The following is a 24,212-nucleotide window of genomic DNA, read 5'->3' as shown; positions in this document are numbered from 1 at the left end:
AGATCAACTGTGGGAGGGGGCTTGCTCCCGATGGCAGTGGGTCAGTTTATGGGGGTGGTGCCTGGTACACCGCTATCGGGAGCAAGCCCCCCTCCCACACTTTTTGACCTGATTCCAAGGCAAAAAGGTAGCCATCACTTGCAGTTGACGGCGCCTTTGCCTTCTGAACACTGACTTCAACCTCCACAGAGATCAATTGTGGGAGGGGGCTTGCTCCCGATGGCAGTGGGTCAGTTTATGGGGGTGGTGCCTGGTACACCGCTATCGGGAGCAAGCCCCCTCCCACACTTTTTGACCTGATTCCAAGGCAAAAAAAACGCCAACCCCTAGGGTTGGCGTTTTTGTGCAGCACTTACCTTACTGCGGCTTCTTGCGACCAAAACCTGGGCGCTGACCTGAACCGGCCGGTGCGCCACGGCGCTTGCCCGACGGCTCGTCGGCAACCAGTTTAGGGCCGGGGCGCTTGTTCGCCGCCGGCTTGGAAGGACGCTTGGTGTTGGCGCTGTCGGCGGGGCGATCCGCTTCACCACGGTTGCTGCGACCACCGGCCGGAGCCGGACGCGGCGCGCGTGGTGCACGTTCACCTTCCTGACGCGATGGCGCGGTTGGGCGACGCTCGCCTTCGATGTGCGGCTCACGGGAAATACGACCACCGGTTGCCGGCGCATTGAGTGCCGGGCGCAGGGTCCGGGCCACGCGTTCGGTACGGGCCACAGGGCGCGACGATTTACGCTGCATGCGCTCGAGCTTGTCTTTGCTCTTGGCGTTCATCTGTGGCATTGCCACTGGCGTCAGGCCGACTTCGGCACTGAGGATGTCGACTTCGTACTGGCTCATTTCGCGCCAGCGCCCCATCGGCAGGTCGGAGTTCAAGAACACCGGGCCGAAACGCACGCGCTTCAGGCGACTGACCACCAGGCCCTGGGATTCCCACAGGCGACGCACTTCACGGTTACGACCTTCCATCACCACGCAGTGGTACCAGTGGTTGAAACCTTCGCCACCTGGCGCCTGCTTGATGTCGGTGAACTTGGCCGGGCCGTCTTCCAGCACCACGCCCGCCTTGAGACGTTCGATCATCTCGTCATCGACTTCACCGCGTACACGCACCGCGTATTCACGATCCATCTCGTAGGACGGGTGCATCAGGCGGTTGGCCAGCTCACCGTCGGTGGTGAACATCAGCAAACCGGTGGTGTTGATGTCCAGGCGACCGATGTTGATCCAACGGCCTTCCTTCGGCTTGGGCATCTTGTCGAACACGGTCGGACGGCCTTCCGGGTCGTCACGGGTGCAGATCTCGCCATCGGGCTTGTTGTACATGATCACGCGGCGCACCGACTCGGCGGCCTCTTCACGCTTGATGACCTTGCCATCAATGGTGATTGCATCGTGCAGGTCGACGCGCTGGCCGAGAGTGGCCTCGACGCCGTTGACCTTGATGCGCTTCTGGGTGATCCAGGCTTCGACGTCGCGGCGCGAGCCCACGCCGATACGCGCCAGCACCTTTTGCAGTTTTTCGCCTGCTGGGCCGATTTCCTGGCTGTCGTTCTGGTCTTTGTCGTTCATCTTAAGCACCTCCCGGTGGGTCGATTCAGGCGTGGCCTGAAGAGTGTTGAAAGCGGGGCTTTGGCCGAATAGGTCGGCAAAGGGTCGCGAATCATACGCGCATGGCGCGTGTTGCGCACCACAGAGTAGTCGATTAGCGCCAAGTCATTCACTTTTCCGCCGACCGGTGAGGATTGTGGGAGGGGGCTTGCTCCCGATTGCGATGTGTCAGTCTCAATCTCCTTGACTGAGCCACCGCTATCGGGAGCAAGCCCCCTCTCACATAAGGTCCTTGAGTCAGTCTTCGAACTGGCGTCGCTCGGCCTCGATGGCTTCGGCCAGGGCTCGGGCTTCGTCCTCTTCGTCGCTCAGCGGCGGTTGTTCGAGGGCAGCGACGGCGGCCAGGAGCTTTTCCCGGGCCTGGGCAACGCCGAGGATGTCTTCCTCTGACTCTGGCTCTGGTTCTAGCTCTGGCTCAACCTGTTCCTGGGGTTGCGCCTGCACAGTATCCTCGCGCAGCAAATCGTCGAAGTCCGTCTTGATGCCCTGTTCCATGTCGTCCAGTTCCAGCAACAACGTATGGAAACTGGTTTCGTCCTTCGGCTCTTCCGGCTCGGCCGTGGCGTCCGCCAACTCCTGCAGGCCGGGGGGAACCGGGGCATCGTCGAAGTCGAGCACCGGCTCGGCCTCCATCTCGCGCAGTTCGGCCAAGGGCGGCAAGTCGTCGAGATTTTTCAGGTTGAAGTGGTCGAGAAACATCTTGGTGGTCGCGAACATCGCCGGCTTACCGGGTACGTCCCGGTAACCGACGATGCGAATCCACTCGCGCTCAAGCAACGTCTTGACGATATGGCTGTTGACCGCCACGCCCCGCACATCCTCGATCTCGCCCCGCGTGATCGGCTGGCGATAGGCGATCAGTGCCATGGTCTCCAGCATGGCCCGCGAATACCGCTGCGGGCGTTCCTCCCACAAGCGGCCGACCCATGGGGAAAATTTCTCACGGATCTGCAGGCGATAACCCGAAGCCACTTCCAGCAGCTCAAAGGCACGGCCCTCGCAGGACTTGCGCAGAATCTCCAGCGCCTTCTTGAACACTGGCGGCTCGGGGCGCTCGGCTTCTTCAAACAGTTCGAACAGGCGCTCCAGGGATTGCGGCTTGCCCGAGGCCAGGAGAAAAGCTTCCAGCAACGGCGCCAGTTCGCGGGGTTCAGTCAGATTCATCGATTCAGCTCTTTATTCGGCTCGCGCCCGCACGTGGATAGCCGCAAAAGGCTCATTCTGGACCAGCTCGACCAACGATTCCTTGACCAGTTCGAGGATCGCCATAAAGGTCACCACGACTCCCAGGCGCCCTTCTTCAGCGGTGAACAGTTCGACAAAGGGCACAAAACCACCGCCTTTCAGACGTTCAAGCACATCGCTCATGCGTTCGCGCGTCGACAGCGCCTCGCGACTGACCTGATGGCTTTCAAACATGTCGCCACGGCGCAGCACCTCGGCCATGGACATCAACAGTTCTTCCAGGCTCACGTCCGGCAACAGCTTGCGCGCCCGGGCCTGCGGGGCATCCAGTTTGGGGACCACCACATCACGACCGACCCGGCTCAAGCCATCAATGCCTTCGGCGGCGGCCTTGAAGCGTTCGTACTCTTGCAGACGGCGGATCAGCTCGGCACGCGGGTCGTCCTCTTCGGCCTCCACCGTCTCCGAGCGCGGCAACAGCATGCGCGACTTGATCTCGGCGAGCATGGCCGCCATCACCAGGTATTCGGCGGCCAGTTCCAGGCGCACCGACTGCATCAGCTCGACATAGCCCATGTATTGGCGGGTGATTTCCGCCACCGGAATATCGAGGATGTTGATGTTCTGCTTGCGGATCAGGTACAGCAGCAAGTCGAGCGGGCCTTCGAAGGCTTCAAGAAAGACTTCCAGGGCGTCCGGCGGGATGTACAGGTCCAGCGGCATTTCCATGACCGCCTGGCCATACACCATGGCGAACGGCAGTTCCTGCTGGGCGCCCGCCTGGGGGTCAACGGTTTCCACGACCGACATTCAGGCCTCGACCATGAACGGCGCCGGGTCGCCACAGCCCACGCGGACCACTTCGGGCTCGCCGTCGGCCAGGTTGATCACGGTGGAGGCCTTGTTGCCGCCGTAGCCGCCGTCGATGATCAGGTCGACATGTTTTTCCAGCAAACGGCGCATCTCGTAGGGGTCATACAAGGGCTCTTCTTCACCCGGCAGGATCAGCGACACACTCATCAATGGCTCGCCCAGCTCAGCCAACAGCGCCAGGGCAATCGGATGCTCCGGCACCCGCAGGCCGATGGTGCGTTTTTTCGGGTGCAGCAACAGGCGCGGCACTTCGCGGGTGGCGTTGAGGATAAAGGTGTAGGGCCCCGGCGTGTGTGCCTTGAGCAGGCGGAAAGTGCCGGTGTCGACCTTGGCGAACAGCCCCAGTTGGGACAGGTCGCTGCAGATCAGTGCAAAGTTGTGGTTCTTGTCCAGATCCCGCAGGCGTCTGACCCGCTCGACCGCACTTTTGTCACCGATCTGGCAACCGATGGCGTAGGACGAGTCCGTGGGGTAGATCACCACACCGCCGGCGCGAATGATCTCCACGGCCTGTTTTATCAGGCGCGCTTGCGGGTTTTCCGGATGAATCTGGAAGAATTGGCTCACGTGTTCTACCTGTTCAGACGGTGGCAGTAATGGGGTCATGCTTGAATCGCCCCCACAGGAGCGGCAGGTCTTCCGGGACTTGGCGATACTCGCCGATCTCAGACCAGCCGCCTGGGCCATGAAAATCACTGCCGGCGCTGACCAGCAGACCAAATTCGCGGGCAAGGATCGCCAGGCTGCCGACTTGTTCGGCGGGCTGATGCCCATTGACCACTTCGATTGCGTGGCCACCCGCTCCAATATAGTCGCCAATCAGCTTGCGGCGCTTGCTGCGGGTGAAATCGTAATGCCAGGGGTGCGCCAGGCTGACCCAGGCACCGGAGGCGCGCAATGTCTCGACGGTGTCTTCCAGGGTCGGCCAATGCAGCTTCACATCGCCCAGCTTGCCGGCGCCCAGCCATTTGCGGAAGGCCTCGGCACGGTCTTTGACAAACCCTTCACGCACCATCCAGTCGGCAAAATGCGGCCGGGCCGGCGCGTTGCCGCTGTCACCCAGCTCCTGCTGGATGGCGCGGGCACCGTCGAGGGCATTGGGCATGCCTTTGAGGCTGAGTTTGCGGCTTATTTCTTCGGACCGCAGCCAGCGGCCATCGTGCAATTGGGCGATGGCTTTCACCAATGGCGGGGCTGCCTGGTCGAAACCGTAGCCCAGCACATGAATAGTGGCGCCGCCCCAAGTGCAGGACAATTCCACGCCGTTGACCAGTTGCATGCCCAGGGCATGGGCGGCTGCGCGGGCTTCATCCAGGCCCTCGAGGGTGTCATGGTCGGTCAATGACAAGACTCGCACGCCTTTTTCAAACGCTCGCGCAACCAGTGCCGCGGGCGCCAGGGCGCCGTCGGAGGCTGTGCTGTGGCAGTGCAAATCAACATTCACGGGACTGTGTAACCTCAAGTCAGCTGGCGCTTTCGCTACCAAGGATGTTTGTTATTATGCCGCCACATCCAGCTTCTGGCTCTTACTGTGAAACAATTCATCGACTTCATCCCGCTGTTGCTGTTTTTCATCGTTTACAAACTCGACCCCAGGGTCATCGATCTAGCGGGCCACGAGCTGACCGTCGGAGGCATCTACAGCGCCACTGCCGTGCTGATCATCAGCTCAGTGGTGGTCTACGGCGCGATCTTCATCTCCCAGCGCAAACTGGAAAAAAGCCAATGGCTGACCCTGGTCGCCTGCCTGGTCTTCGGCAGCCTGACCCTGGCCTTCCACAGCGAAACCTTCCTCAAGTGGAAAGCCCCGGCGGTGAACTGGCTGTTCGCCCTGGCGTTCATCGGCAGCCACTTCGTCGGCGACCGCCTGTTGATCAAGCGGATCATGGGCCATGCACTGACCCTGCCGGAGCCGGTCTGGACACGCCTGAACGTGGCCTGGATCGTGTTTTTCCTGTTCTGCGGCGCCGCCAACCTGTTCGTGGCCTTTACCTTCCAGGACTACTGGGTGGACTTCAAGGTGTTCGGCAGCCTGGCCATGACCGTGCTGTTCCTGGTCGGCCAGGGTATCTACCTGTCCCGTCACCTGCATGACACCGACCCTACCACGCCGAAAACCGAGGACTGACATGCTCTACGCAATCATTGCCACCGACGTCGCCAACTCCCTGGAAAAACGCCTGAGTGTGCGCCCAGCCCACGTGGAGCGCCTGCATGTGCTGCAAGCCGAAGGCCGCCTGGTGCTGGCAGGCCCGCACCCTGCGGTCGACAGCAACGACCCGGGCGCGGCCGGCTTCATTGGCAGCCTGATCGTCGCCGAGTTTGCGTCCCTGGCCGATGCCCAGGCGTGGGCGAAGGCCGATCCGTATGTCGCGGCCGGCGTCTACGCCGATGTGCTGATCAAGCCGTTCAAGCAAGTCCTGCCGTAATGCAAGGAGCGTCGAACCTAATCGGTTCGGCGTACTCCTAATGGCTCATTATTCCCGGTAACCTGCCGACAACGTTCTGAATATTCGTGTGGAATCAGGAGTTCCGATGCGCTTACGTCAGTTGTGTCTGTTGGCAGTGTTAACGATCGGGGCTACGGCCCACGCTGAAGAAACCTCGAGCACCGGCAGTTCCACGCCCCTGTCCTTGAGTGCCGGCAGCCAGATCACCGAGTTGCAGCAACGTTTGCAAGAAAGCGAACGACAACGGGAAGAACTGAGCAAACAACTGCAAAGCGCGGATGCCGCACGCGAAAGCGCCCAACTGAATCGCTTGCGCCAGGAGAACCAACGCCTGGCCCAGCAACTCAAAGAAACACAGGGTGGCGCCTTGACGCGCTGGCTGACCGAACAACAACAGTGGTTCGTCACGGGTGCGGCCGTCGCGCTGATCGCCTTGCTGTGCGGGATCTTCGCCAGCGGTGGGCACCGTCGCCGTCGACAATGGCTAAATTGAGTAAGTCATGAGCGAGCTGTTACTGATAGATGATGACCAGGAGCTCTGTGAGCTGCTGAGCAGTTGGCTGAGCCAGGAAGGCTTTCACGTACGCGCCTGCCACGATGGCTTGAGCGCCCGCAAAGCCTTGGCCGACGCCGCCCCGGCGGCGGTGGTGCTTGACGTGATGCTGCCCGACGGCAGCGGCCTGGAATTGCTCAAGCAATTGCGCACCGACCATCCAGAGCTACCGGTACTGATGCTTTCGGCCCGTGGCGAACCGCTGGACCGTATCCTCGGCCTGGAACTGGGCGCCGACGATTACCTGGCCAAACCCTGCGACCCTCGGGAACTCACCGCCCGCCTGCGCGCCGTGCTGCGCCGCAGCCACCCTGCGGCCGTATCCACGCAGATGGAACTGGGTGACCTGTGCTTCAGCCCGGTGCGCGGCGTGGTCAGCATCGATGAACAGGAATTCTCTCTCACCGTCTCCGAAAGCCGTCTGCTGGAAGCCTTGCTGCGCCAGCCCGGCGAACCGCTGGACAAGCAGGAACTGGCGCAGATCGCACTGGGGCGCAAGCTGACGCTCTACGACCGCAGCCTGGACATGCACGTCAGCAACCTGCGCAAGAAGATCGGCCCGCACCCGGACGGTCGGCCACGGATCGTGGCATTGCGTAGCCGCGGTTACTACTACAGCCTCTGACTACAGATCGTTCCCGTGCGGGAACGGCCTGTGTAAAGCCAGCTTCGAAACCTCTTTACCCAAGCTTTACCCTCAGCTGACCGCCGCTGACCTTGATCTCCTTAATCTACCCACATCCGGACTCACCGGAATAGAGACAGGAGAATCACCATGCGCAAGACCCTTATCGCTCTGATGTTCGCCGCTGCCCTGCCGACCGTTGCCATGGCCGCCATGCCGGAAGGCCCAGGCCCGATGGGCGGCCCTGAAGGTCACATGATGGGTGGCCCGGGCCACGGCGGTGAACACGGTCCACGCGGCAGAGGCGGCCCATTCCGCGAGCTGGACCTGAGCAAGGAACAACGCCAGCAAATCGGTAAGTTGATGGGTGAGCAATGGCACGCTCGCAAAGACCTGGTCAAAAAGTACCTGGACAAACTCCCGGCCGCCGACCAGAAAGCCATGCAGGATGAAATCGAGGCGGGCAAGCTGAAAACCCAGGCCGACATCCGCGCCGTGCTGAAACCCGATCAGCAGAAGAAATTCGACGAGATCGTCAAGAAACAAGCCGAGCGCCGTGCCGAATGGAAGGAATTCCAAGCCTGGAAAGCCCAACAGCCGCAAAAAGCGCAATAATGCTCTAGCTTTACTTCCCCAGCCCAGCGGCGCACCCGCTGGGCTTTTCCTGTTTGAGGGTTTCCTGTGCGCTCATTGTTCTGGCGGATCCTGGCAAGTTTCTGGCTGGCCATCGCCTTGGTTGCCGGGTTATCGATCCTGCTTGGGCACATGCTTAATCAAGATGCCTGGATTCTCAGCCGCCACCCCGGCCTCAACAATCTGGCGCAGGAATGGACCCAGCTCTATGAGGCCCAGGGCGAAGACGCCGCGCAGGACTTGCTGCAGCAGCGCAAACGCCAGTACCACATCGATGTGCAAGTGCTGAACGAAAGCGGCGATCCGGTGGTGCGCGGCACCTTCCCGCGCCGCGCCGCCGCTTTCGAAGCCAGACAGAACGACAGCAAGGACGGCCACCTGCCGTGGCGGCGCCTGACCGCCGAGTACACCAGCGAAAAAACCGGTGACACTTACCTGCTGATCTACCGCATCCCCCACCCGGAACTGGACGCCTGGCATCGGGGCAGCCTGATGTGGCCGCTGAGCGCCTTGGCGATTGCCCTGGTGGTGCTGACCCTGTTCAGCCTGCTGGTGACGTTGTCCATCACCCGCCCGCTCAGCCGTCTGCGCGGGGCTGTGCACGATCTTGGCCAGACCACCTACCAGCAGAACAGCCTGGCGAAACTGGCCAACCGCCGCGATGAGTTCGGCGTACTGGCCAACGACTTCAACCGCATGGGCGCACGCCTGCAAAGCCTGATCGGCAGCCAACGCCAGTTGCTGCGCGATGTGTCCCACGAACTGCGTTCACCGTTGGCCCGCCTGCGCATCGCCCTGGCCCTGGCCGAACGCGCCAGCCCCGAAGAGCGCGAGCGCCTGTGGCCGCGCCTGACCCGCGAATGCGACCGCCTGGAAGCGCTGATCAGCGAAATCCTGGTGCTTGCCCGCGTCGATGCCGACAACGCCAGTGCCGAAGAAATGGACCTGGTCCCGCTGCTCAAAACCCTGCAAAAGGACGCCCAGCTCGGTGCACCGGAGCAGGTAGTCGCGCTGAACGCCGACGCCGACCTGCACCTCAAAGGCTGGCCGACCATGATCGAACGGGCGGTGGATAACCTGTTGCGCAATGCCCAACGCTTCAACCCACCGGGGCAGCCTATCGAGTTGCAAGCCCAACGCCAGGGTGAGCGCATTCTGATCAGCGTGCGTGACCATGGCCCCGGCGTCGAAGCCGAGCACCTGAGCCAGCTGGGCGAACCGTTTTACCGCGCCCCCGGGCAGACCGCCCAGGGCCACGGTCTTGGCCTGGCCATTGCGCGCCGCGCCGCCGAACGCCATGGCGGCAGCCTGCTCCTGAGCAACCATCCCGACGGCGGTTTTATCGCCAGTATCGACCTGCCGTTGCAACCTGGGGTTGTCACGCCGGTGTGATGATCTTCTATAGTGGCCCTTCTCTTACGGAGGGCCTTTGATGATTGACTTGCTGACACCCATCCAAGCCGCACTCGATTTACCGCCGACCCCACTGGCCAGAACCTCGGCCGGTGCCCTGCCCTCGACCTTCGCCGTCACCGAACTGGCCGTTGCCAGCATCGGCGCCGCCGGCCAGGCCGTCGCGCAACTGGTCCAGCAACAGACCGGGCGCTTGCCTGCGGTCACGGTGGACCAGCGCCTGGCGTCCTTCTGGTTCTCGTCGTCGATTCGCCCGGTTGGCTGGCAGGTACCGCCGCTGTGGGACCCGGTAGCCGGTGACTATGCCAGTGCCGATGGCTGGATTCGTTTACACACCAACGCACCCCATCACCGCGCGGCCGCCGAAAGCATACTGGGCAAAGTCACCGACCGAACCGACATGGCCGGCAAAGTGGCAACCTGGAACGCTGCAGACCTGGAGCAGGCGATCGTCGATGCGGGCGGTTGCGCCGCGCAGATGCGTAGCTGGCAGGCCTGGCAAACCCACCCCCAAGGGTTGGCGGTGAATGCCGAGGCGTTGGTACAGCGACGTACCTTCGACACGGTGACTGAACAACCCTGGCTCGGCTCCGTCGCGCGCCCACTGGCGGGGATCAAGGTGCTTGACCTCACCCGGGTTTTGGCCGGCCCCGTGGCCAGCCGCTTCCTGGCTGGCCTCGGCGCCGATGTGCTGCGTATCGATTCACCCAGCTGGAACGAACCGGGCGTGGTGCCGGAGATGACCCTGGGCAAACGCTGCGCCCGTCTGGACCTGAAAAGCGCCGAAGGCCGGCAGATCTTCGAGACGCTGCTCAAAGATGCGGACATCCTGTTCCACGGCTATCGCGCCGACGCCCTGGAGCACCTGGGCTACAACGCCGAGGAACGGCAACGACTCGCCCCCGGCCTGATCGACGTGAGTCTCAACGCTTACGGCTGGAGCGGGCCGTGGCGCAATCGGCGGGGTTTCGACAGCCTGGTGCAGATGAGCAGCGGGATTGCCGAAGCCGGCCTGGCCTGGCAACAGGCGGACAGACCGGTGCCGCTACCGGTACAGGCGCTGGATCACGCTACCGGGTATCTGCTGGCGGCCGGTGCGATTCAAGCCTTGAGTGAGCGCTTGAAAACCGGGCGTGGCAGTTCGGCGCGGTTGTCATTGGCCCGCACGGCGAAGTTGCTGGTGGACGCCGGGCAAGTGCCCGCGCAACCGGCGCTACGCGCTGAAGGGCCGGATGATCAAGGCTTGGTGGTGGAGCCGACGGCCTGGGGCCCGGCGCATCGGTTGCTGGCGCCGTTGAGCATCAGCGGGACGCCATTGCAGTGGGAGTTGCCGGCTGGGGAACTGGGTTCGCATCGACCGCAGTGGTGACCTTAAGACTGCTATCGGGAGCAAGCCCCCTCCCACACTCGACTGCATTGCAAATCAAGTGTGGGAGGGGGCTTGCTCCCGATGAGGCCAGTACTGCCACACTCAATCCCCCCCGGCTCAGCGACGTCCACAAATGCTGCGCCGCATAGGCCCTCAAAGGCCGCCATGCCTCGGCGCGGGCCAGCAATTGTCGCGCCGAAACCGGCCCGCCCTCTAACGCTGCCAACGCATTGATCAAGCCGATATCGCCGGAGGCAAACGCATCCGGCTCGCGCATCTGACGCATGGCGATGTACTGCGCGGTCCAGTCGCCGATGCCCGGCAAAGCCACCAGCCGCGCCACGCCCTCCTTGAGAGTGGCCTTGGGCTCGAATACTTGCGGATCATCCAGCCACGCCTGGGCCACTCCCGACAAGGTCCGTCCCCGCGCCTTGGGCATGCCCAGGCTCGCCAGGTCCGCTGCGGCGAGGACCTGGGCCGTGGGGAACGCATGGGTGATGCCCGGGTGCGGTGTTTGCAGCGGCCGCCCATAGTGCGCCACCAACTTGCCTGCCAGGCGGATAGCCGCAACCACTGTGATCTGCTGCCCCAGCACCGCGCGAATCGCCAGCTCCAGCCCATCCCAAGTGCCTGGAACCCGAAGCCCCGGGCGAGCGGCGACCAATGCGGCCATCAGCGGATCGGCAGCCAATTGCGCGCCGATCAACTCGGGCTGTGCATCCAGATCAAACATTGCCCTCAAGCGTCGCTCGATCTCGGGCAGGGCCTGCGCGTCGGGAAACGCCACCTCAACCTCCAACCAATCGCCCGAACCCGGCGCCACACAGATCCAACCCAACTGCCCATTCACACTGATGCTGCGCCGATACACGCCGTCGACCAGGGTTTCCAGGCCGGTAATTGCACGCATCGTCAGAAAATCCACCATCGCAGCCCAATCATATGGCGGCTGATACACCAGTCTCACAACGACAACACCCCGCTGTACAAGCCATACGCCGCCAGGCCTGCGCCAGCGATCACGCCGCTGAAAATGCCTTTTTCCATCAGCGTGAACAAGGGGCGGCCCTGTTCGCGCTTGGCCTGGGCGAACAGAATCACCCCCGGTGCGTAAAGCAGTGCTGACAACAACAGGTATTTCAGGCCCGCGGCGTAGAGCAGCCAGAGGGCATAACCGAGGGCGATCAGCCCGACCAGTAAATCCTGCCGGCGTCGGCGCTGGGCGCCTTCATAGGTTTCGCCGCGCCCACTCAGCAACACGGCATAGGCCGCCGACCAGAGGTAGGGCACCAGAATCATCGAAGACGCGAGGTAAATCAGGGTGGTGTAGGTGCTTTGGGAAAACAGCGTCACCACCAGAAAAGCCTGGATCATCACGTTGGTCAGCCACAAGGCGTTGACCGGCACCTGGTTGGCGTTTTCCTTTTTCAGGAAGGCCGGCATGGTCTTGTCCTGCGCCGTGGAGTAGAGGATCTCGGCGCAGAGCAACGCCCACGAGAGCAAGGCCCCCAGCAATGACACCGCCAGGCCGAGGCTGATCAGCATCGCGCCCCACGGGCCAACGATATGTTCCAGCACGCCGGCCAGGGACGGGTTTTGCAATTGCGCCAACTCCGGCCGGCTCATGATGCCCAGGGACAACACATTCACCAGCACCAGCAGCGCCAGCACGCCAAGAAAGCCGGTCACCGTGGCGCGCCCCACATCCACGCGTTTCTCGGCCCGCGCCGAATACACGCTGGCCCCTTCGATGCCGATGAACACAAACACGGTGACCAGCATCATGTGGCGCACCTGGTCGACCACGCTGCCGATCTTCGGGTTGCCCAGGCCCCAGATATCCCGGGTGAAGATATCCGCCTTGAACGCCACGGCGGCGATCACGATAAACATCAGCAGCGGCACGATCTTCGCCACGGTAGTGATCTGGTTGATGAACGCCGCCTCCTTGATCCCGCGCAGTACCAGAAAATGCACCGCCCACAGCAACAGCGACGCACAGCCGATGGCGACCGGCGTATTCCCCTGGCCGAACACCGGAAAAAAGTAGCCGAGGGTGCTGAACAGCAAGACGAAGTAGCCGACGTTGCCCATCCAGGCACTGATCCAATAGCCCCACGCCGATGAGAAACCCATGTAGTCGCCAAACCCGGCCTTGGCATAGGCATACACTCCGGAATCCAGCTCGGGCTTGCGATTGGCCAGGGTCTGGAACACGAACGCGAGGGTCAGCATGCCGACGGCGGTGATGGCCCAACCAATCAATACGGCACCCACCTCGGCGCGGGCAGCCATGTTTTGCGGCAGAGAAAAGATCCCGCCGCCAATCATCGATCCCACCACCAAGGCAATCAGGGCACTGAGTCGCAGTTTCTGCGGCGATTGGGACATGAACACTCCTGATGAACAACAACTTGAGCTGAAAACTGTGCACTTCGCTCATTGACTCGGCGAGCGCAACGTTTATTAGAAACCGCGATAAAACTTACTTACTCATAACGTAGCGGCATTTCAACTAATCCGATTCGGGTTTATTTAGAATTTAAATACTGCAATCTATGGCCTATCGCCATCTTTCTGTCAAAAGTTTGCACAATCGAGAATACAGACTAGTTTAAAACATCCATACCGCTGCCCACTGATTAACCACAAAGAAGAGAGCGCTCTAGAAAGCGTTTCTCCGAGGATTTTCATCGCCCGCGAATCGCCATCCTAAGTCATTAATTCACAATGGAATGTGCCAATGAAGTGATCTGAGTCAGCTGTTTGATTAGCGCACAGAATTATTCTGTGGTCTCTCTTCTCCTGCATTGGAGTCATGCAATGTCTGAAACTCCCGGAAAACTTAGGCTGGGTGCACTGGTTGCACTTGTCGTGGGTTCGATGATTGGCGGCGGGATCTTTTCTTTGCCGCAAAACATGGCCGCCAGCGCCGACGTCGGCGCCGTATTGATTGGCTGGTTCATCACCGCCATCGGCATGCTGACCCTCGCATTTGTGTTTCAGACCCTGGCCAACCGCAAGCCCGACCTCGACGGCGGGGTGTATGCCTACGCCAAAGCCGGGTTCGGCGACTACATGGGCTTCTCATCGGCGTGGGGCTATTGGATCAGCGCCTGGCTGGGCAACGTCGGCTACTTCGTCTTGCTGTTCAGTACCCTCGGTTACTTCTTCCCGATCTTCGGCGAGGGCAACACGCCGGCGGCCGTGATCGGCGCCTCGGTGCTGCTGTGGGCCGTGCATTTCCTGGTGCTGCGTGGCATCAAGGAAGCGGCGTTCATCAACCTGGTGACTACCGTCGCCAAGGTGGTGCCGCTGCTGCTGTTCGTGTTGATCGCCCTGTTCGCGTTCAAGCTGGAGATCTTCACCGCTGACATCTGGGGCGTGAAAAACCCCGACCTGGGCAGCGTGGCGAACCAGGTGCGCAACATGATGCTGGTCACCGTGTGGGTGTTCATCGGCATCGAAGGCGCGAGCATCTTCTCGTCCCGTGCGCAAAAGCGCAGTGACGTGGGCAAGGCCACCGTGATCGGCTTTATCACCGTGCTGCTGTTCTTGATGCTGGTGAACGTGCTGTCCCTGGGGATCATGACCCAGCCGGAACTGGCCAAGCTGCAGAACCCGTCGATGGCCGCCGTGCTGGAACATGTGGTGGGCCACTGGGGCGCGATACTGATCAGCGTCGGCTTGATCATCTCGCTGCTGGGAGCATTGCTGTCGTGGGTGCTGCTGTGTGCGGAGATCATGTTCGCCGCGGCCAAGGACCACACCATGCCGGAGTTTTTGCGCCGCGAAAACGCCAACCACGTGCCGGTCAACGCGCTGTGGTTGACCAACGCGATGGTGCAGCTGTTCCTGGTGATCACGCTGTTTTCCGCCAGCACCTACCTGTCGCTGATCTACCTCGCCACCTCGATGATCCTGGTGCCTTACCTGTGGTCGGCAGCCTACGCCCTGTTGCTGGCGGTACGCGGCGAGACCTACGAAAACGCCCTGCGCGAACGCAGGAAAGACCTGTGCATCGGCGCCATCGCCCTGATCTACGCGATCTGGCTGCTCTACGCCGGCGGCACCAAATATCTGTTGCTCTCCGCCCTGCTCTACGCCCCCGGCGCGATCCTGTTCGCCAAGGCCAAGCATGAACTGGGCAAACCGATTTTCACCAACGTCGAGAAGCTGATTTTCGCCGCTGTGGTCATAGGCGCCCTGCTGGCTGCCTACGGCCTCTACGACGGCTTCCTGACCCTATAGCGCTTTATCCAAAAGAAGTGTTTCTACTGGAGGATCTGTAATGACCACCGAAAAAGTGAAGTACGGCGTACATTCCGAAGCCGGCAAACTGCGCAAAGTCATGGTGTGCTCCCCAGGCTTGGCCCACCAGCGGCTGACCCCCAACAACTGCGATGAACTGCTGTTCGATGACGTACTGTGGGTCGCCCAGGCCAAGCGCGACCATTTTGATTTCGTCACCAAAATGCGCGAGCGGGACGTTGATGTGCTGGAAATGCACAACCTGCTCACCGATATCGTCGCGATCCCTGAAGCCCTGGATTGGATCCTGGAACGCAAGATCACCGCCAATACCGTGGGCCTGGGCCTGGTCGATGAAGTCGGCTCGTGGCTGCGCAGCCTTGAGCCGCGCAAGATCAGCGAATTCCTGATTGGCGGCGTGTCGGCCGATGACCTGCCGAGCAGCTTCGGTGGCAGGACCCTCGAGATGTTCCGCGACTTCCTCGGGCATTCGAGCTTCATCCTGCCGCCGCTGCCCAACACCCAGTTCACCCGCGACACCACCTGCTGGATCTACGGCGGTGTGACGCTGAACCCCATGTACTGGCCGGCGCGACGCCAAGAGACGCTGCTGACCACCGCCATCTACAAATTCCACCCTGAATTCACCAACGCGGACTTCCAGATCTGGTACGGCGACCCCGACCAGGAGCACGGTGCCTCCACCCTGGAAGGCGGCGACGTGATGCCTATCGGCAACGGCGTGGTGTTGATCGGCATGGGCGAGCGTTCGTCCCACCAGGCGATCGGCCAACTGGCGCGCAACCTGTTCAAGAACAAGGCGGTGGAGAAAGTGATCGTTGCCGGCCTGCCGAAATCCCGTGCGGCGATGCACCTGGACACCGTGTTCAGCTTCTGCGACCGCGACCTGGTCACCATCTTCCCCGAAGTGGTCAACCAGATCGTGCCCTTCACCCTGCGCCCTGACGAGAGCAAGCCCCACGGTATCGATATTCACCGGGAGAAAACCAACTTCCTCGACACCGTCGCCGCCGCCCTTGGCCTCAAGGCCCTGCGCGTGGTGGAAACCGGCGGCAACAGCTTCGCCGCCGAACGCGAGCAGTGGGACGACGGCAACAACGTCGTCGCCCTGGAGCCGGGAGTCGTGATCGGCTACGACCGCAACACCTCCACCAACACCCTGCTGCGCAAGGCCGGTGTGGAAGTCATCACCATCAGCGCCGGTGAACTGGGCCGTGGCCGTGGCGGCGGCCACTGCATGACCTGCCCGATCATCCGCGACCCTATCGACTACTAAACGACCATCTTCCCGGCGGCGTCCACCCGAAGCCGACCGGGCCGATTACCGAATCCAAGGAGAATCATCATGGCGTTCAACATCCACAACCGTAACCTGCTCAGCCTGGAACACCACACCCCGCGCGAGCTGCGCTACCTGCTGGACCTGTCCCGCGACCTCAAGCGCGCCAAGTACACCGGCACCGAACAGCAGCACTTGAAGGGCAACAACATTGCGCTGATCTTCGAAAAAACCTCGACACGCACCCGCTGCGCTTTCGAAGTGGCAGCCTATGACCAGGGCGCCAATGTCACCTACATCGACCCGAACTCCTCGCAGATCGGCCACAAAGAGAGCATGAAGGACACCGCCCGCGTGCTCGGGCGCATGTACGACGCCATTGAATACCGCGGTTTCAAGCAGGAAATCGTCGAGGAGCTGGCCAAGTTCGCCGGCGTGCCGGTGTTCAACGGCCTGACCGATGAATACCACCCCACCCAGATGATCGCTGACGTGCTGACCATGCGTGAACACGCTGACAAGCCCATCCACGAGATCAGCTACGCCTACCTGGGTGACGCACGCAACAACATGGGCAATTCGCTGTTGCTGGTGGGCGCCAAGCTGGGTATGGACGTACGCATCTGCGCGCCCAAGGCTTTGTGGCCTCACGACGACCTGGTGGGCCGCTGCAAGCAATACGCGCAAGAAAGCGGCGCACGCATCACCCTCACCGATGACCCGAAAGCTGCGGTCAAAGGTGTGGACTTCATCCACACCGACGTATGGGTATCCATGGGCGAGCCCGTGGAAGCCTGGGCAGAGCGTATCGAGCAATTGCTGCCGTACCAGGTCAACAGCGAATTGATGAAAGCCACCGGCAACCCGCGCACCAAGTTCATGCACTGCCTGCCGGCGTTCCATAACAGCGATACCAAGGTCGGCAAGCAGATCGCCGAGCAGTACCCGCACCTGGCCAACGGCATTGAAGTGACCGATGACGTGTTCGAATCGCCGGCCTGCATCGCCTTCGAACAGGCGGAGAACCGCATGCACACGATCAAGGCGATCCTGGTCTCGACCCTGGCTGATTTGTAAACCATTGAAGGAACACGGATAAAACTGTGGGAGGGGGCTTGCTCCCGATGGCGGTGGGTCAGTTAACAGATTTGCTGAATGACACACCGCTATCGGGAGCAAGCCCCCTCCCACACTGTGTTCACAACGCAGAATTACAGAGGGACTTTTGTATGCGTATCGTCGTTGCACTGGGCGGTAACGCCCTGCTCCGCCGTGGCGAACCCATGACAGCGGACAATCAACGCGCCAATATCCGAATCGCCACCGAACAGATCGCCAAGATCCACCCCGGCAACGAGCTGGTGATTGCCCACGGCAATGGCCCGCAGGTCGGCCTGCTGTCGTTGCAGGCGGCGGCCTACACCCAGGTTTCGCCGTACCCGCTGGACGTGTTGGGTGCCGAGACCGAAGGCATGATCGGCTACATCATCGAACAGGAACTGGGCAACCTGCTGGACTTCGAAGTGCCGTTCGCCACCCTGCTCACCCAGGTGGAAGTCGACGCCAAGGACCCGGCCTTCCAGAACCCGAGCAAACCCATCGGCCCGGTGTACTCCAAGGCCGAAGCCGAAAAACTGGCGGCCGAAAAAGGCTGGGCCATTGCTCCGGACGGCGACAAGTATCGTCGTGTGGTCGCCAGCCCACGCCCCAAACGTATCTTCGAAATCCGCCCGATCAAATGGCTGCTGGAAAAAAGCAGCATCGTGATCTGCGCCGGCGGCGGCGGTATCCCGACGATGTACGGCGAAGACGGCAAACTGCGCGGCATTGAGGCAGTGATCGACAAAGACCTGTGTTCCTCGCTGCTGGCCTCGCAACTGGACGCCGATTTGCTGGTGATCGCCACCGACGTCAACGCCGCCTTTATCGACTACGGCAAGCCGACCCAGAAAGCGATCGCCCAGGCACATCCGGACGACATCGAAAAACTCGGCTTCGCCGCCGGCTCCATGGGCCCCAAGGTCCAGGCGGCCTGCGAGTTCGCCCGCCGAACTGGCAAAACCGCGGTCATCGGTTCACTCTCGGACATCGAAGCCATTGTCCAGGGCCACGCCGGTACACGCATCAGCACGGCAAAACCTGGCATCACCTATCTGTGAAGTAGAGGAGAGACGCCTATGGCTACCTTTGAACCCGGTCACTTGCACGTTGAACGTCACGCACTCAACAAGGATGACTACAGCTACAACCTGTGCATCGACTATGAAGTCAGCCAGGATCCAAAGGAAGGCAAAGGAATGCTGTTCAAGCTGCACGGTTCGGTGCAGGGCAAGGAACTCAAGGAAGAGTTCTACCTGCCCAAGGACCAGGCTTTCGACTTTGCGCGCCATGCGATGAACATTGCGCAGAAGTACGGGATGCCGAAGATAGCCGTACTCAATGGCTCGATGCACAAGCAATACGACTTGATGTTCGAGGATGTACGGCATCAGTTGGATGTGAAGTCCGGCGATCCGATCAAGCCAGAGCACCTGGCCTGACCGCCACGACCAAGCTCTTGTATTGAGCGGGCTTGCCCCGCGCCGGCTGGCGCAGCCGCCCCAACAAGGACGCCACGGTGCTTCAGAAAGACCGAGGTGCCTGGGTTCAGGGCGGCTGCGCCACCCGGCGCGGGGCAAGCCCGCTCACTACAGATCGCCCGCAGTTTGAACTCCATCGTCTGCAAGGCATACTGGCCACCTTCCGCATCACAGAACCCAACACCACCCCATGCGTATCCACGTCAGCTTCATCGACCGCGTCGGCATTACCCAGGAAGTCCTGGCCCTGCTCGGTGGGCGCAATCTCAACCTGGATGCGGTGGAAATGGTGCCGCCCAACGTCTACATCGACGCACCGACTCTCAGCGCCGAGGTGCTGGAAGAGCTGCGCGATGCGCTGTTCAGCGTGCAGGGGGTGCAAGCGGTGACGGTGGTGGACATCCTCCCCGGCCAGCGTCGCCACCTGCAGCTCGACGCCCTGCTGGCCGCCATGACCGACCCGGTATTGGCCCTGGACAGTGCCGGCAAGATCCTACTGGCCAACCCCGCACTGATCGCCTTGTATGGTCGCGAACCCGCCGGGGAAAGCATCAGCGAGCTGTTCAACGACCCGGCACTGCTGGAGACCTTGCTGGAACAGGGCTTTCGTTTGCCCCTGCGCGAGATCAGCGTCAACGGCCAGACCCTGCTGCTGGACGCCACGCCGATCACCGACGCCGGCGCCCTGCTGACGCTCTACCCACCCAACCGCATCGGTGAACAGCTGTCGGCCTTGCACCACGACCATGCCGAAGGTTTTGATGCGCTCCTGGGCGAGTCCCCGGTGATCCGCACCCTCAAGGCGCGCGCGCAGCGGGTGGCCGCCCTGGATGCACCGCTGTTGATCCAGGGCGAAACCGGCACCGGCAAAGAGTTGGTGGCGCGGGCCTGCCATGCGAGCAGTGCGCGGCACAGTGCGCCGTTCTTGGCCTTGAACTGCGCGGCACTGCCGGAGAACCTCGCCGAGAGTGAGTTGTTCGGCTACGCCCCGGGCGCCTTCACCGGTGCCCAGCGCGGCGGCAAGCCGGGGCTGATGGAACTGGCCAACCAGGGCACGGTGTTCCTGGATGAGATCGGCGAGATGTCGCCGTATTTGCAGGCCAAGTTGCTGCGGTTTCTCAACGATGGCAGTTTCCGTCGTGTGGGCGGCGACCGTGAAGTGCGGGTCAACGTGCGCATCCTCAGCGCCACCCACCGTGACCTGGAGAAGATGGTCAGCGAAGGCACCTTTCGCGAAGACCTGTTTTATCGACTCAATGTGCTCAACGTCGAAGTGCCGCCATTGCGCGAACGCGGCCAGGACATCCTGCTGCTCGCCCGCTATTTCATGCAGCAGGCTTGCGCGCAGATCCAGCGCCCGGTGTGCCGCCTGGCGCCCGGCACCTACCCGGCGCTGCTCGGCAACCGCTGGCCGGGCAATGTGCGCCAACTGCAAAACGTGATCTTCCGCGCCGCCGCCATCTGCGAAAGCAGCCTGGTGGACATCGGCGACCTGGACATCGCCGGCACGTCGGTAGCACGCCAGAGCGACGGCGAAGTCGACAGCCTGGAACAGGCCGTGGAAGACTTCGAGCGCAACCTGCTGGAGACGCTCTACACCAGCTACCCCTCGACCCGCCAACTGGCGAGCCGCCTGCAAACCTCCCACACGGCCATCGCCCATCGCCTGCGTAAATACGGCATCCCCAACAAACCCTGACTGAACAGCGATCCAATTGTGGGAGGGGGGCTTGCTCCCGATGGCGGCAAATCAGACACCTCATGTGTTGGCTGATACACCGCTATCGGGAGCAAGCCCCCTCCCACAGGTGAGCGCACTGCAAATTAGGTCCAGGAACGACATCGGCTGTACTGAAAGCGCTACAGCGTAACGATATCGCTACAACCCTGTTTTTTGCGCGCCATGCAAGGCTTTGATCCGCATAGGCTTTTTTTTCGCAGGTCGCGCTGTAGCGAAATCGCTACAGCCAAAACGCATAGCGCTATAACCATTTTTAATAACTGACTGATTTATAACGGTTTTATAAGATTGGCCGCAATATTGCTAAGCAACTCCCCATTATTCCAATCCCGTCCACCAGACGAATCTGGCCCTGAGGAGTTTCCATGAGCGAGTTGCGTTTCACTGAAGATCACGAATGGCTGCGCGCCGAAGCTGACGGCAGCGTCACCGTGGGTATCACCGCTTTTGCGCAGAATGCGCTGGGTGACGTGGTTTTCGTGCAACTGCCGGAGTTGCAGAGCTACGACAAGGGTGCCGAAGCGTCCACCGTGGAATCGGTAAAAGCCGCAAGCGGTGTGTACATGCCGCTGACCGGCGAAGTGCTGGCAGTGAACGAAGCCTTGAGCGACAGCCCGGAACTGGTCAACGAAGACCCGATGGGCGAAGGCTGGTTCTTCCGCTTCAAACCGGCTGATGCCGGTGCAATGGCTAAGCTGTTGGATCAGGATGCGTACGACCGCCTGATCAAAGCCAACGCTGACGCTTGAGGAGCCCGCCATGACGATCAATCTCAGCACCGCCAACGAATTCATTGCCCGCCACATCGGCCCGCGCCAGGCGGATGAGCAGCAAATGCTCGCCAGCCTGGGTTTCGATTCCCTGGAAGCCCTGAGCGCCAGCGTGATCCCGGAAAGCATCAAGGGCACCAGCGTGCTCGGCCTGGAAGATGGCCTGAGCGAGGCCGAGGCCCTGGCCAAGATCAAGGCCATCGCCGGCAAGAACCAGCTGTTCAAGACCTACATCGGCCAGGGTTACTACAACTGCCACACCCCCTCGCCGATCCTGCGCAACCTGCTGGAAAACCCGGCCTGGTACACCGCCTACACCCCCTACCAGCCGGAAATTTCCCAAGGACGCCTGGAAGCGCTGCTGAACTTCCAGACCTTGATCAGCGACCTCACCGGCCTGCCGATCGCCAACGCTTCCCTGCTCGACGAAGCCACCGCTGCCGCCGAAGCCATGACCTTCTGCAAGCGCCTGAGCAAGAACAAGGGCAGCAATGCTTTCTTTGCCTCGGTGCACAGCCATCCACAAACCCTCGACGTCCTGCGTACCCGTGCCGAGCCGCTGGGCATTGACGTGGTGGTGGGCGATGAGCGCGAACTGACCGACGTCAGCCCGTTCTTCGGCGCCCTGCTGCAATACCCGGCCAGTAACGGTGACGTGTTCGACTACCGTGAGCTGACCGAGCGCTTCCACGCCGCCAACGCACTGGTGGCCGTGGCGGCTGACCTGCTGGCCCTGACGCTGCTGACCCCACCGGGTGAGTTCGGCGCAGACGTGGCGATCGGCAGCGCACAGCGCTTCGGCGTCCCACTGGGCTTTGGTGGCCCGCACGCGGCGTACTTCTCCACCAAGGATGCGTTCAAGCGCGATATGCCGGGGCGTCTGGTCGGCGTGTCCGTGGACCGTTTCGGCAAGCCGGCACTGCGCCTGGCCATGCAAACCCGCGAGCAACACATCCGCCGCGAAAAGGCCACCAGCAACATCTGCACCGCCCAAGTGCTGCTGGCCAACATCGCCAGCATGTACGCCGTGTACCACGGTCCAAAAGGACTGACCCAGATCGCGCAGCGCGTTCACCAGTTGACCGCGATCCTGGCCAAGGGCCTGACCGCCCTGGGCCAACAGGTCGAACAAGCGAATTTCTTCGACACCCTGACCCTCAACACCGGCGCCAACACCGCAGCCCTGCACGACAAGGCCCGCGCCCAGCGCATCAACCTGCGTGTGGTGGATGCCGAGCGTCTGGGAGTCTCGGTGGATGAAACCACCACCCAGGCCGATATCGAAACCCTGTGGGCGATCTTCGCCGACGGCAAAGCCTTGCCGGACTTCAACGCCAGCGTTGAAAGCAGCCTGCCGGCCGCCCTGCTGCGCCAGTCGCCGATCCTCAGCCACCCGGTGTTCAACCGCTATCACTCGGAAACCGAGCTGATGCGCTACCTGCGCAAGCTGGCCGACAAGGACCTGGCACTGGATCGCACCATGATCCCGCTGGGCTCGTGCACCATGAAGCTCAATGCCGCCAGCGAAATGATCCCGGTGACCTGGGCCGAATTCGGTGCCTTGCACCCCTTCGCCCCGGCCGAACAAAGCGCCGGCTACCAGCAACTGACGTCCGAGCTGGAAGCCATGCTCTGCGCAGCCACCGGCTACGACGCGATTTCGCTGCAACCGAACGCCGGTTCCCAGGGTGAATACGCTGGCCTGCTGGCCATCCGTGCCTATCACCAAAGCCGTGGCGAAGAGCGCCGCGACATCTGCCTGATCCCCTCGTCGGCCCACGGCACCAACCCCGCGACCGCCAACATGGCCGGCATGCGCGTGGTCGTCACCGCGTGCGACGCGCGTGGCAACGTGGATATCGAAGACCTGCGGGCCAAGGCCATCGAGCATCGCGATCACCTCGCCGCGCTGATGATCACCTACCCGTCTACCCACGGCGTGTTCGAAGAAGGCATCCGCGAGATCTGCGGCATCATTCATGACAACGGCGGCCAGGTGTACATCGACGGCGCCAACATGAATGCCATGGTCGGGCTGTGCGCGCCGGGCAAGTTCGGCGGCGACGTGTCCCACCTGAACCTGCATAAAACCTTCTGCATCCCCCATGGCGGTGGCGGCCCGGGCGTCGGCCCGATTGGCGTGAAATCCCACCTGACGCCATTCCTGCCGGGCCATGCGGCCATGGAACGCAAGGAAGGCGCGGTGTGCGCGGCGCCGTTCGGCAGCGCGAGCATTTTGCCGATCACCTGGATGTACATCAGCATGATGGGCGGCGCGGGCCTCAAGCGCGCTTCGCAGTTGGCGATCCTCAACGCCAACTACATTTCCCGTCGCCTGGAAGAGCACTACCCAGTGCTGTACACCGGCAGCAACGGCCTGGTCGCGCATGAATGCATCCTGGATCTGCGCCCGCTGAAAGACAGCAGCGGCATCAGCGTGGACGACGTGGCCAAGCGCCTGATCGACTTCGGCTTCCACGCGCCGACCATGTCGTTCCCGGTCGCCGGGACCTTGATGATCGAGCCGACCGAAAGTGAATCCAAGGAAGAACTGGATCGCTTCTGCAACGCGATGATCGCCATCCGTGAAGAAATTCGCGCGGTGGAAAACGGTACCCTCGACAAGGACGACAACCCGCTCAAGAACGCGCCGCACACCGCGGCGGAACTGGTGGGTGAATGGTCGCATCCGTACAGCCGTGAACAAGCGGTGTACCCGGTGGCGTCGTTGATCGAAGGCAAGTACTGGCCACCGGTGGGTCGTGTGGACAACGTGTTTGGCGACCGTAACCTGGTGTGTGCGTGCCCTTCGATCGAGAGCTACGCATAACCGAAAGGTCCACTCGGTCCCCTGTGGGAGGG

The 24,212-nt window shown here is 61.8% G+C and carries 21 protein-coding genes and 1 pseudogene; 15 read left to right on the top strand and 7 right to left on the bottom strand.

What is annotated here, in order from left to right; all coding sequences use genetic code 11:
• Positions 1-357: 357 nt before the first annotated feature.
• The 5 genes from rluB to MJP36_RS08395 form a co-directional block, all read right to left on the bottom strand.
• Positions 358-1,569 carry a 23S rRNA pseudouridine(2605) synthase RluB gene (rluB, locus tag MJP36_RS08415; RefSeq protein ID WP_060754151.1) on the bottom strand — a complete coding sequence of 404 codons (1,212 nt, stop codon included), beginning with the start codon at positions 1,567-1,569 and terminating at the stop codon, positions 358-360.
• A gap of 276 nt (positions 1,570-1,845) precedes the next feature.
• Positions 1,846-2,772, bottom strand: coding sequence for an SMC-Scp complex subunit ScpB (scpB, locus tag MJP36_RS08410; protein WP_244385175.1), 927 nt, complete (start codon positions 2,770-2,772; stop codon positions 1,846-1,848).
• 12 nt (positions 2,773-2,784) lie between these two features.
• Positions 2,785-3,483, bottom strand: a complete 699-nt coding sequence (locus MJP36_RS08405) for a segregation and condensation protein A (RefSeq protein WP_174554055.1) — start codon at positions 3,481-3,483, stop codon at positions 2,785-2,787.
• Positions 3,484-3,603: 120 nt separating this feature from the next.
• Positions 3,604-4,233: an L-threonylcarbamoyladenylate synthase gene (locus MJP36_RS08400; protein WP_060754154.1), complete on the bottom strand. Its 630-nt coding sequence runs from the start codon at positions 4,231-4,233 to the stop codon at positions 3,604-3,606.
• 13 nt (positions 4,234-4,246) lie between these two features.
• The gene (locus MJP36_RS08395) at positions 4,247-5,110 is read right to left on the bottom strand and encodes a PHP domain-containing protein (protein ID WP_060754155.1); all 864 of its coding nucleotides are present in this window, start codon (positions 5,108-5,110) and stop codon (positions 4,247-4,249) included.
• A gap of 87 nt (positions 5,111-5,197) precedes the next feature.
• Here MJP36_RS08395 and MJP36_RS08390 point away from each other — a divergent pair, with 87 nt between their 5' ends.
• The 7 genes from MJP36_RS08390 to MJP36_RS08360 all read left to right on the top strand — a co-directional run bounded on the left by MJP36_RS08390 (position 5,198) and on the right by MJP36_RS08360 (position 10,709).
• Positions 5,198-5,794, top strand: a complete 597-nt coding sequence (locus tag MJP36_RS08390; protein WP_060754156.1) for a septation protein A — start codon at positions 5,198-5,200, stop codon at positions 5,792-5,794.
• A gap of 1 nt (position 5,795) precedes the next feature.
• A complete protein-coding gene (locus MJP36_RS08385) occupies positions 5,796-6,095 on the top strand; it encodes a YciI family protein (RefSeq protein ID WP_060754157.1) in 300 nt (99 codons plus the stop codon).
• Positions 6,096-6,201: 106 nt separating this feature from the next.
• Positions 6,202-6,609, top strand: a complete 408-nt coding sequence (locus tag MJP36_RS08380) for an SH3 domain-containing protein (protein WP_060754158.1) — start codon at positions 6,202-6,204, stop codon at positions 6,607-6,609.
• 7 nt (positions 6,610-6,616) lie between these two features.
• Entirely contained in the window at positions 6,617-7,294 is a 678-nt protein-coding gene (locus MJP36_RS08375) for a response regulator transcription factor (protein ID WP_090368910.1), read from the top strand.
• Positions 7,295-7,444: 150 nt separating this feature from the next.
• Positions 7,445-7,909 carry an LTXXQ domain protein gene (locus MJP36_RS08370; RefSeq protein WP_090368908.1) on the top strand — a complete coding sequence of 155 codons (465 nt, stop codon included), beginning with the start codon at positions 7,445-7,447 and terminating at the stop codon, positions 7,907-7,909.
• 66 nt (positions 7,910-7,975) lie between these two features.
• Positions 7,976-9,319 carry a sensor histidine kinase gene (locus tag MJP36_RS08365; RefSeq protein WP_244385174.1) on the top strand — a complete coding sequence of 448 codons (1,344 nt, stop codon included), beginning with the start codon at positions 7,976-7,978 and terminating at the stop codon, positions 9,317-9,319.
• 40 nt (positions 9,320-9,359) lie between these two features.
• Positions 9,360-10,709, top strand: a complete 1,350-nt coding sequence (locus MJP36_RS08360) for a CoA transferase (protein ID WP_161549370.1) — start codon at positions 9,360-9,362, stop codon at positions 10,707-10,709.
• A 112-nt stretch (positions 10,710-10,821) separates the two neighbouring features.
• Here the strand turns inward: MJP36_RS08360 and MJP36_RS08355 are convergent.
• Positions 10,822-11,676 (bottom strand): annotated as a pseudogene (locus tag MJP36_RS08355) (DNA-3-methyladenine glycosylase family protein); the annotation flags it as partial.
• Positions 11,673-13,100: an arginine-ornithine antiporter gene (gene arcD / locus MJP36_RS08350; protein ID WP_161549372.1), complete on the bottom strand. Its 1,428-nt coding sequence runs from the start codon at positions 13,098-13,100 to the stop codon at positions 11,673-11,675. The gene arcD (MJP36_RS08350) and the pseudogene MJP36_RS08355, both read right to left, overlap by 4 nt.
• A gap of 432 nt (positions 13,101-13,532) precedes the next feature.
• Here arcD (MJP36_RS08350) and arcD (MJP36_RS08345) point away from each other — a divergent pair, with 432 nt between their 5' ends.
• The 8 genes from arcD (MJP36_RS08345) (at position 13,533) to gcvP (ending at position 24,180) form a co-directional block, all read left to right on the top strand.
• Positions 13,533-14,960 (top strand): arginine-ornithine antiporter, encoded by a 1,428-nt coding sequence (arcD, locus tag MJP36_RS08345; protein ID WP_060754165.1) that lies wholly within the window; start codon positions 13,533-13,535, stop codon positions 14,958-14,960.
• A 40-nt stretch (positions 14,961-15,000) separates the two neighbouring features.
• Positions 15,001-16,257 (top strand): arginine deiminase, encoded by a 1,257-nt coding sequence (gene arcA, locus MJP36_RS08340; RefSeq protein ID WP_060754166.1) that lies wholly within the window; start codon positions 15,001-15,003, stop codon positions 16,255-16,257.
• 69 nt (positions 16,258-16,326) lie between these two features.
• Positions 16,327-17,337 carry an ornithine carbamoyltransferase gene (locus tag MJP36_RS08335; protein ID WP_060754167.1) on the top strand — a complete coding sequence of 337 codons (1,011 nt, stop codon included), beginning with the start codon at positions 16,327-16,329 and terminating at the stop codon, positions 17,335-17,337.
• Positions 17,338-17,489: 152 nt separating this feature from the next.
• Positions 17,490-18,419: a carbamate kinase gene (gene arcC / locus MJP36_RS08330; protein WP_060754168.1), complete on the top strand. Its 930-nt coding sequence runs from the start codon at positions 17,490-17,492 to the stop codon at positions 18,417-18,419.
• Between the two features lie 18 nt (positions 18,420-18,437).
• A complete protein-coding gene (locus MJP36_RS08325) occupies positions 18,438-18,800 on the top strand; it encodes a DUF5064 family protein (RefSeq protein ID WP_060754169.1) in 363 nt (120 codons plus the stop codon).
• Positions 18,801-19,029: 229 nt separating this feature from the next.
• Positions 19,030-20,538, top strand: coding sequence for a sigma-54-dependent transcriptional regulator (locus tag MJP36_RS08320; RefSeq protein WP_060754170.1), 1,509 nt, complete (start codon positions 19,030-19,032; stop codon positions 20,536-20,538).
• Between the two features lie 407 nt (positions 20,539-20,945).
• Complete coding sequence (gene gcvH, locus MJP36_RS08315; protein WP_060754171.1) at positions 20,946-21,329, top strand: glycine cleavage system protein GcvH; 384 nt, start codon at positions 20,946-20,948, stop codon at positions 21,327-21,329.
• A 10-nt stretch (positions 21,330-21,339) separates the two neighbouring features.
• On the top strand, positions 21,340-24,180 hold the full coding sequence (gcvP, locus tag MJP36_RS08310; RefSeq protein ID WP_161549374.1) for an aminomethyl-transferring glycine dehydrogenase: 2,841 nt from the start codon (positions 21,340-21,342) through the stop codon (positions 24,178-24,180).
• Positions 24,181-24,212 lie beyond the last annotated feature (32 nt).

Origin of the sequence: Pseudomonas palleroniana (assembly GCF_022836895.1) — a bacterium.
In the GTDB taxonomy this organism is placed as follows: Bacteria; Pseudomonadota; Gammaproteobacteria; order Pseudomonadales; family Pseudomonadaceae; genus Aquipseudomonas; species Aquipseudomonas palleroniana.
The sequence above is the reverse complement of the archived record's forward strand: the minus strand, read 5'-3'. Positions and strand labels throughout refer to the sequence as shown.

What these genes read in the sequence shown, in the direction of transcription:
- MJP36_RS08325 (WP_060754169.1), top strand. Translation starts at nt 18,438, where the DNA reads ATGGCTACCTTTGAACCCGGTCACTTGCACGTTGAACGTCACGCACTC.
- gcvP (WP_161549374.1), top strand. Translation starts at nt 21,340, where the DNA reads ATGACGATCAATCTCAGCACCGCCAACGAATTCATTGCCCGCCACATC.
- gcvH (WP_060754171.1), top strand. Translation starts at nt 20,946, where the DNA reads ATGAGCGAGTTGCGTTTCACTGAAGATCACGAATGGCTGCGCGCCGAA.
- rluB (WP_060754151.1), bottom strand. Translation starts at nt 1,569, where the DNA reads ATGAACGACAAAGACCAGAACGACAGCCAGGAAATCGGCCCAGCAGGC.
- arcC (WP_060754168.1), top strand. Translation starts at nt 17,490, where the DNA reads ATGCGTATCGTCGTTGCACTGGGCGGTAACGCCCTGCTCCGCCGTGGC.
- arcD (WP_161549372.1), bottom strand. Translation starts at nt 13,100, where the DNA reads ATGTCCCAATCGCCGCAGAAACTGCGACTCAGTGCCCTGATTGCCTTG.
- arcD (WP_060754165.1), top strand. Translation starts at nt 13,533, where the DNA reads ATGTCTGAAACTCCCGGAAAACTTAGGCTGGGTGCACTGGTTGCACTT.
- MJP36_RS08370 (WP_090368908.1), top strand. Translation starts at nt 7,445, where the DNA reads ATGCGCAAGACCCTTATCGCTCTGATGTTCGCCGCTGCCCTGCCGACC.
- MJP36_RS08375 (WP_090368910.1), top strand. Translation starts at nt 6,617, where the DNA reads ATGAGCGAGCTGTTACTGATAGATGATGACCAGGAGCTCTGTGAGCTG.
- MJP36_RS08385 (WP_060754157.1), top strand. Translation starts at nt 5,796, where the DNA reads ATGCTCTACGCAATCATTGCCACCGACGTCGCCAACTCCCTGGAAAAA.
- arcA (WP_060754166.1), top strand. Translation starts at nt 15,001, where the DNA reads ATGACCACCGAAAAAGTGAAGTACGGCGTACATTCCGAAGCCGGCAAA.
- MJP36_RS08335 (WP_060754167.1), top strand. Translation starts at nt 16,327, where the DNA reads ATGGCGTTCAACATCCACAACCGTAACCTGCTCAGCCTGGAACACCAC.
- scpB (WP_244385175.1), bottom strand. Translation starts at nt 2,772, where the DNA reads ATGAATCTGACTGAACCCCGCGAACTGGCGCCGTTGCTGGAAGCTTTT.
- MJP36_RS08380 (WP_060754158.1), top strand. Translation starts at nt 6,202, where the DNA reads ATGCGCTTACGTCAGTTGTGTCTGTTGGCAGTGTTAACGATCGGGGCT.
- MJP36_RS08360 (WP_161549370.1), top strand. Translation starts at nt 9,360, where the DNA reads ATGATTGACTTGCTGACACCCATCCAAGCCGCACTCGATTTACCGCCG.
- MJP36_RS08320 (WP_060754170.1), top strand. Translation starts at nt 19,030, where the DNA reads ATGCGTATCCACGTCAGCTTCATCGACCGCGTCGGCATTACCCAGGAA.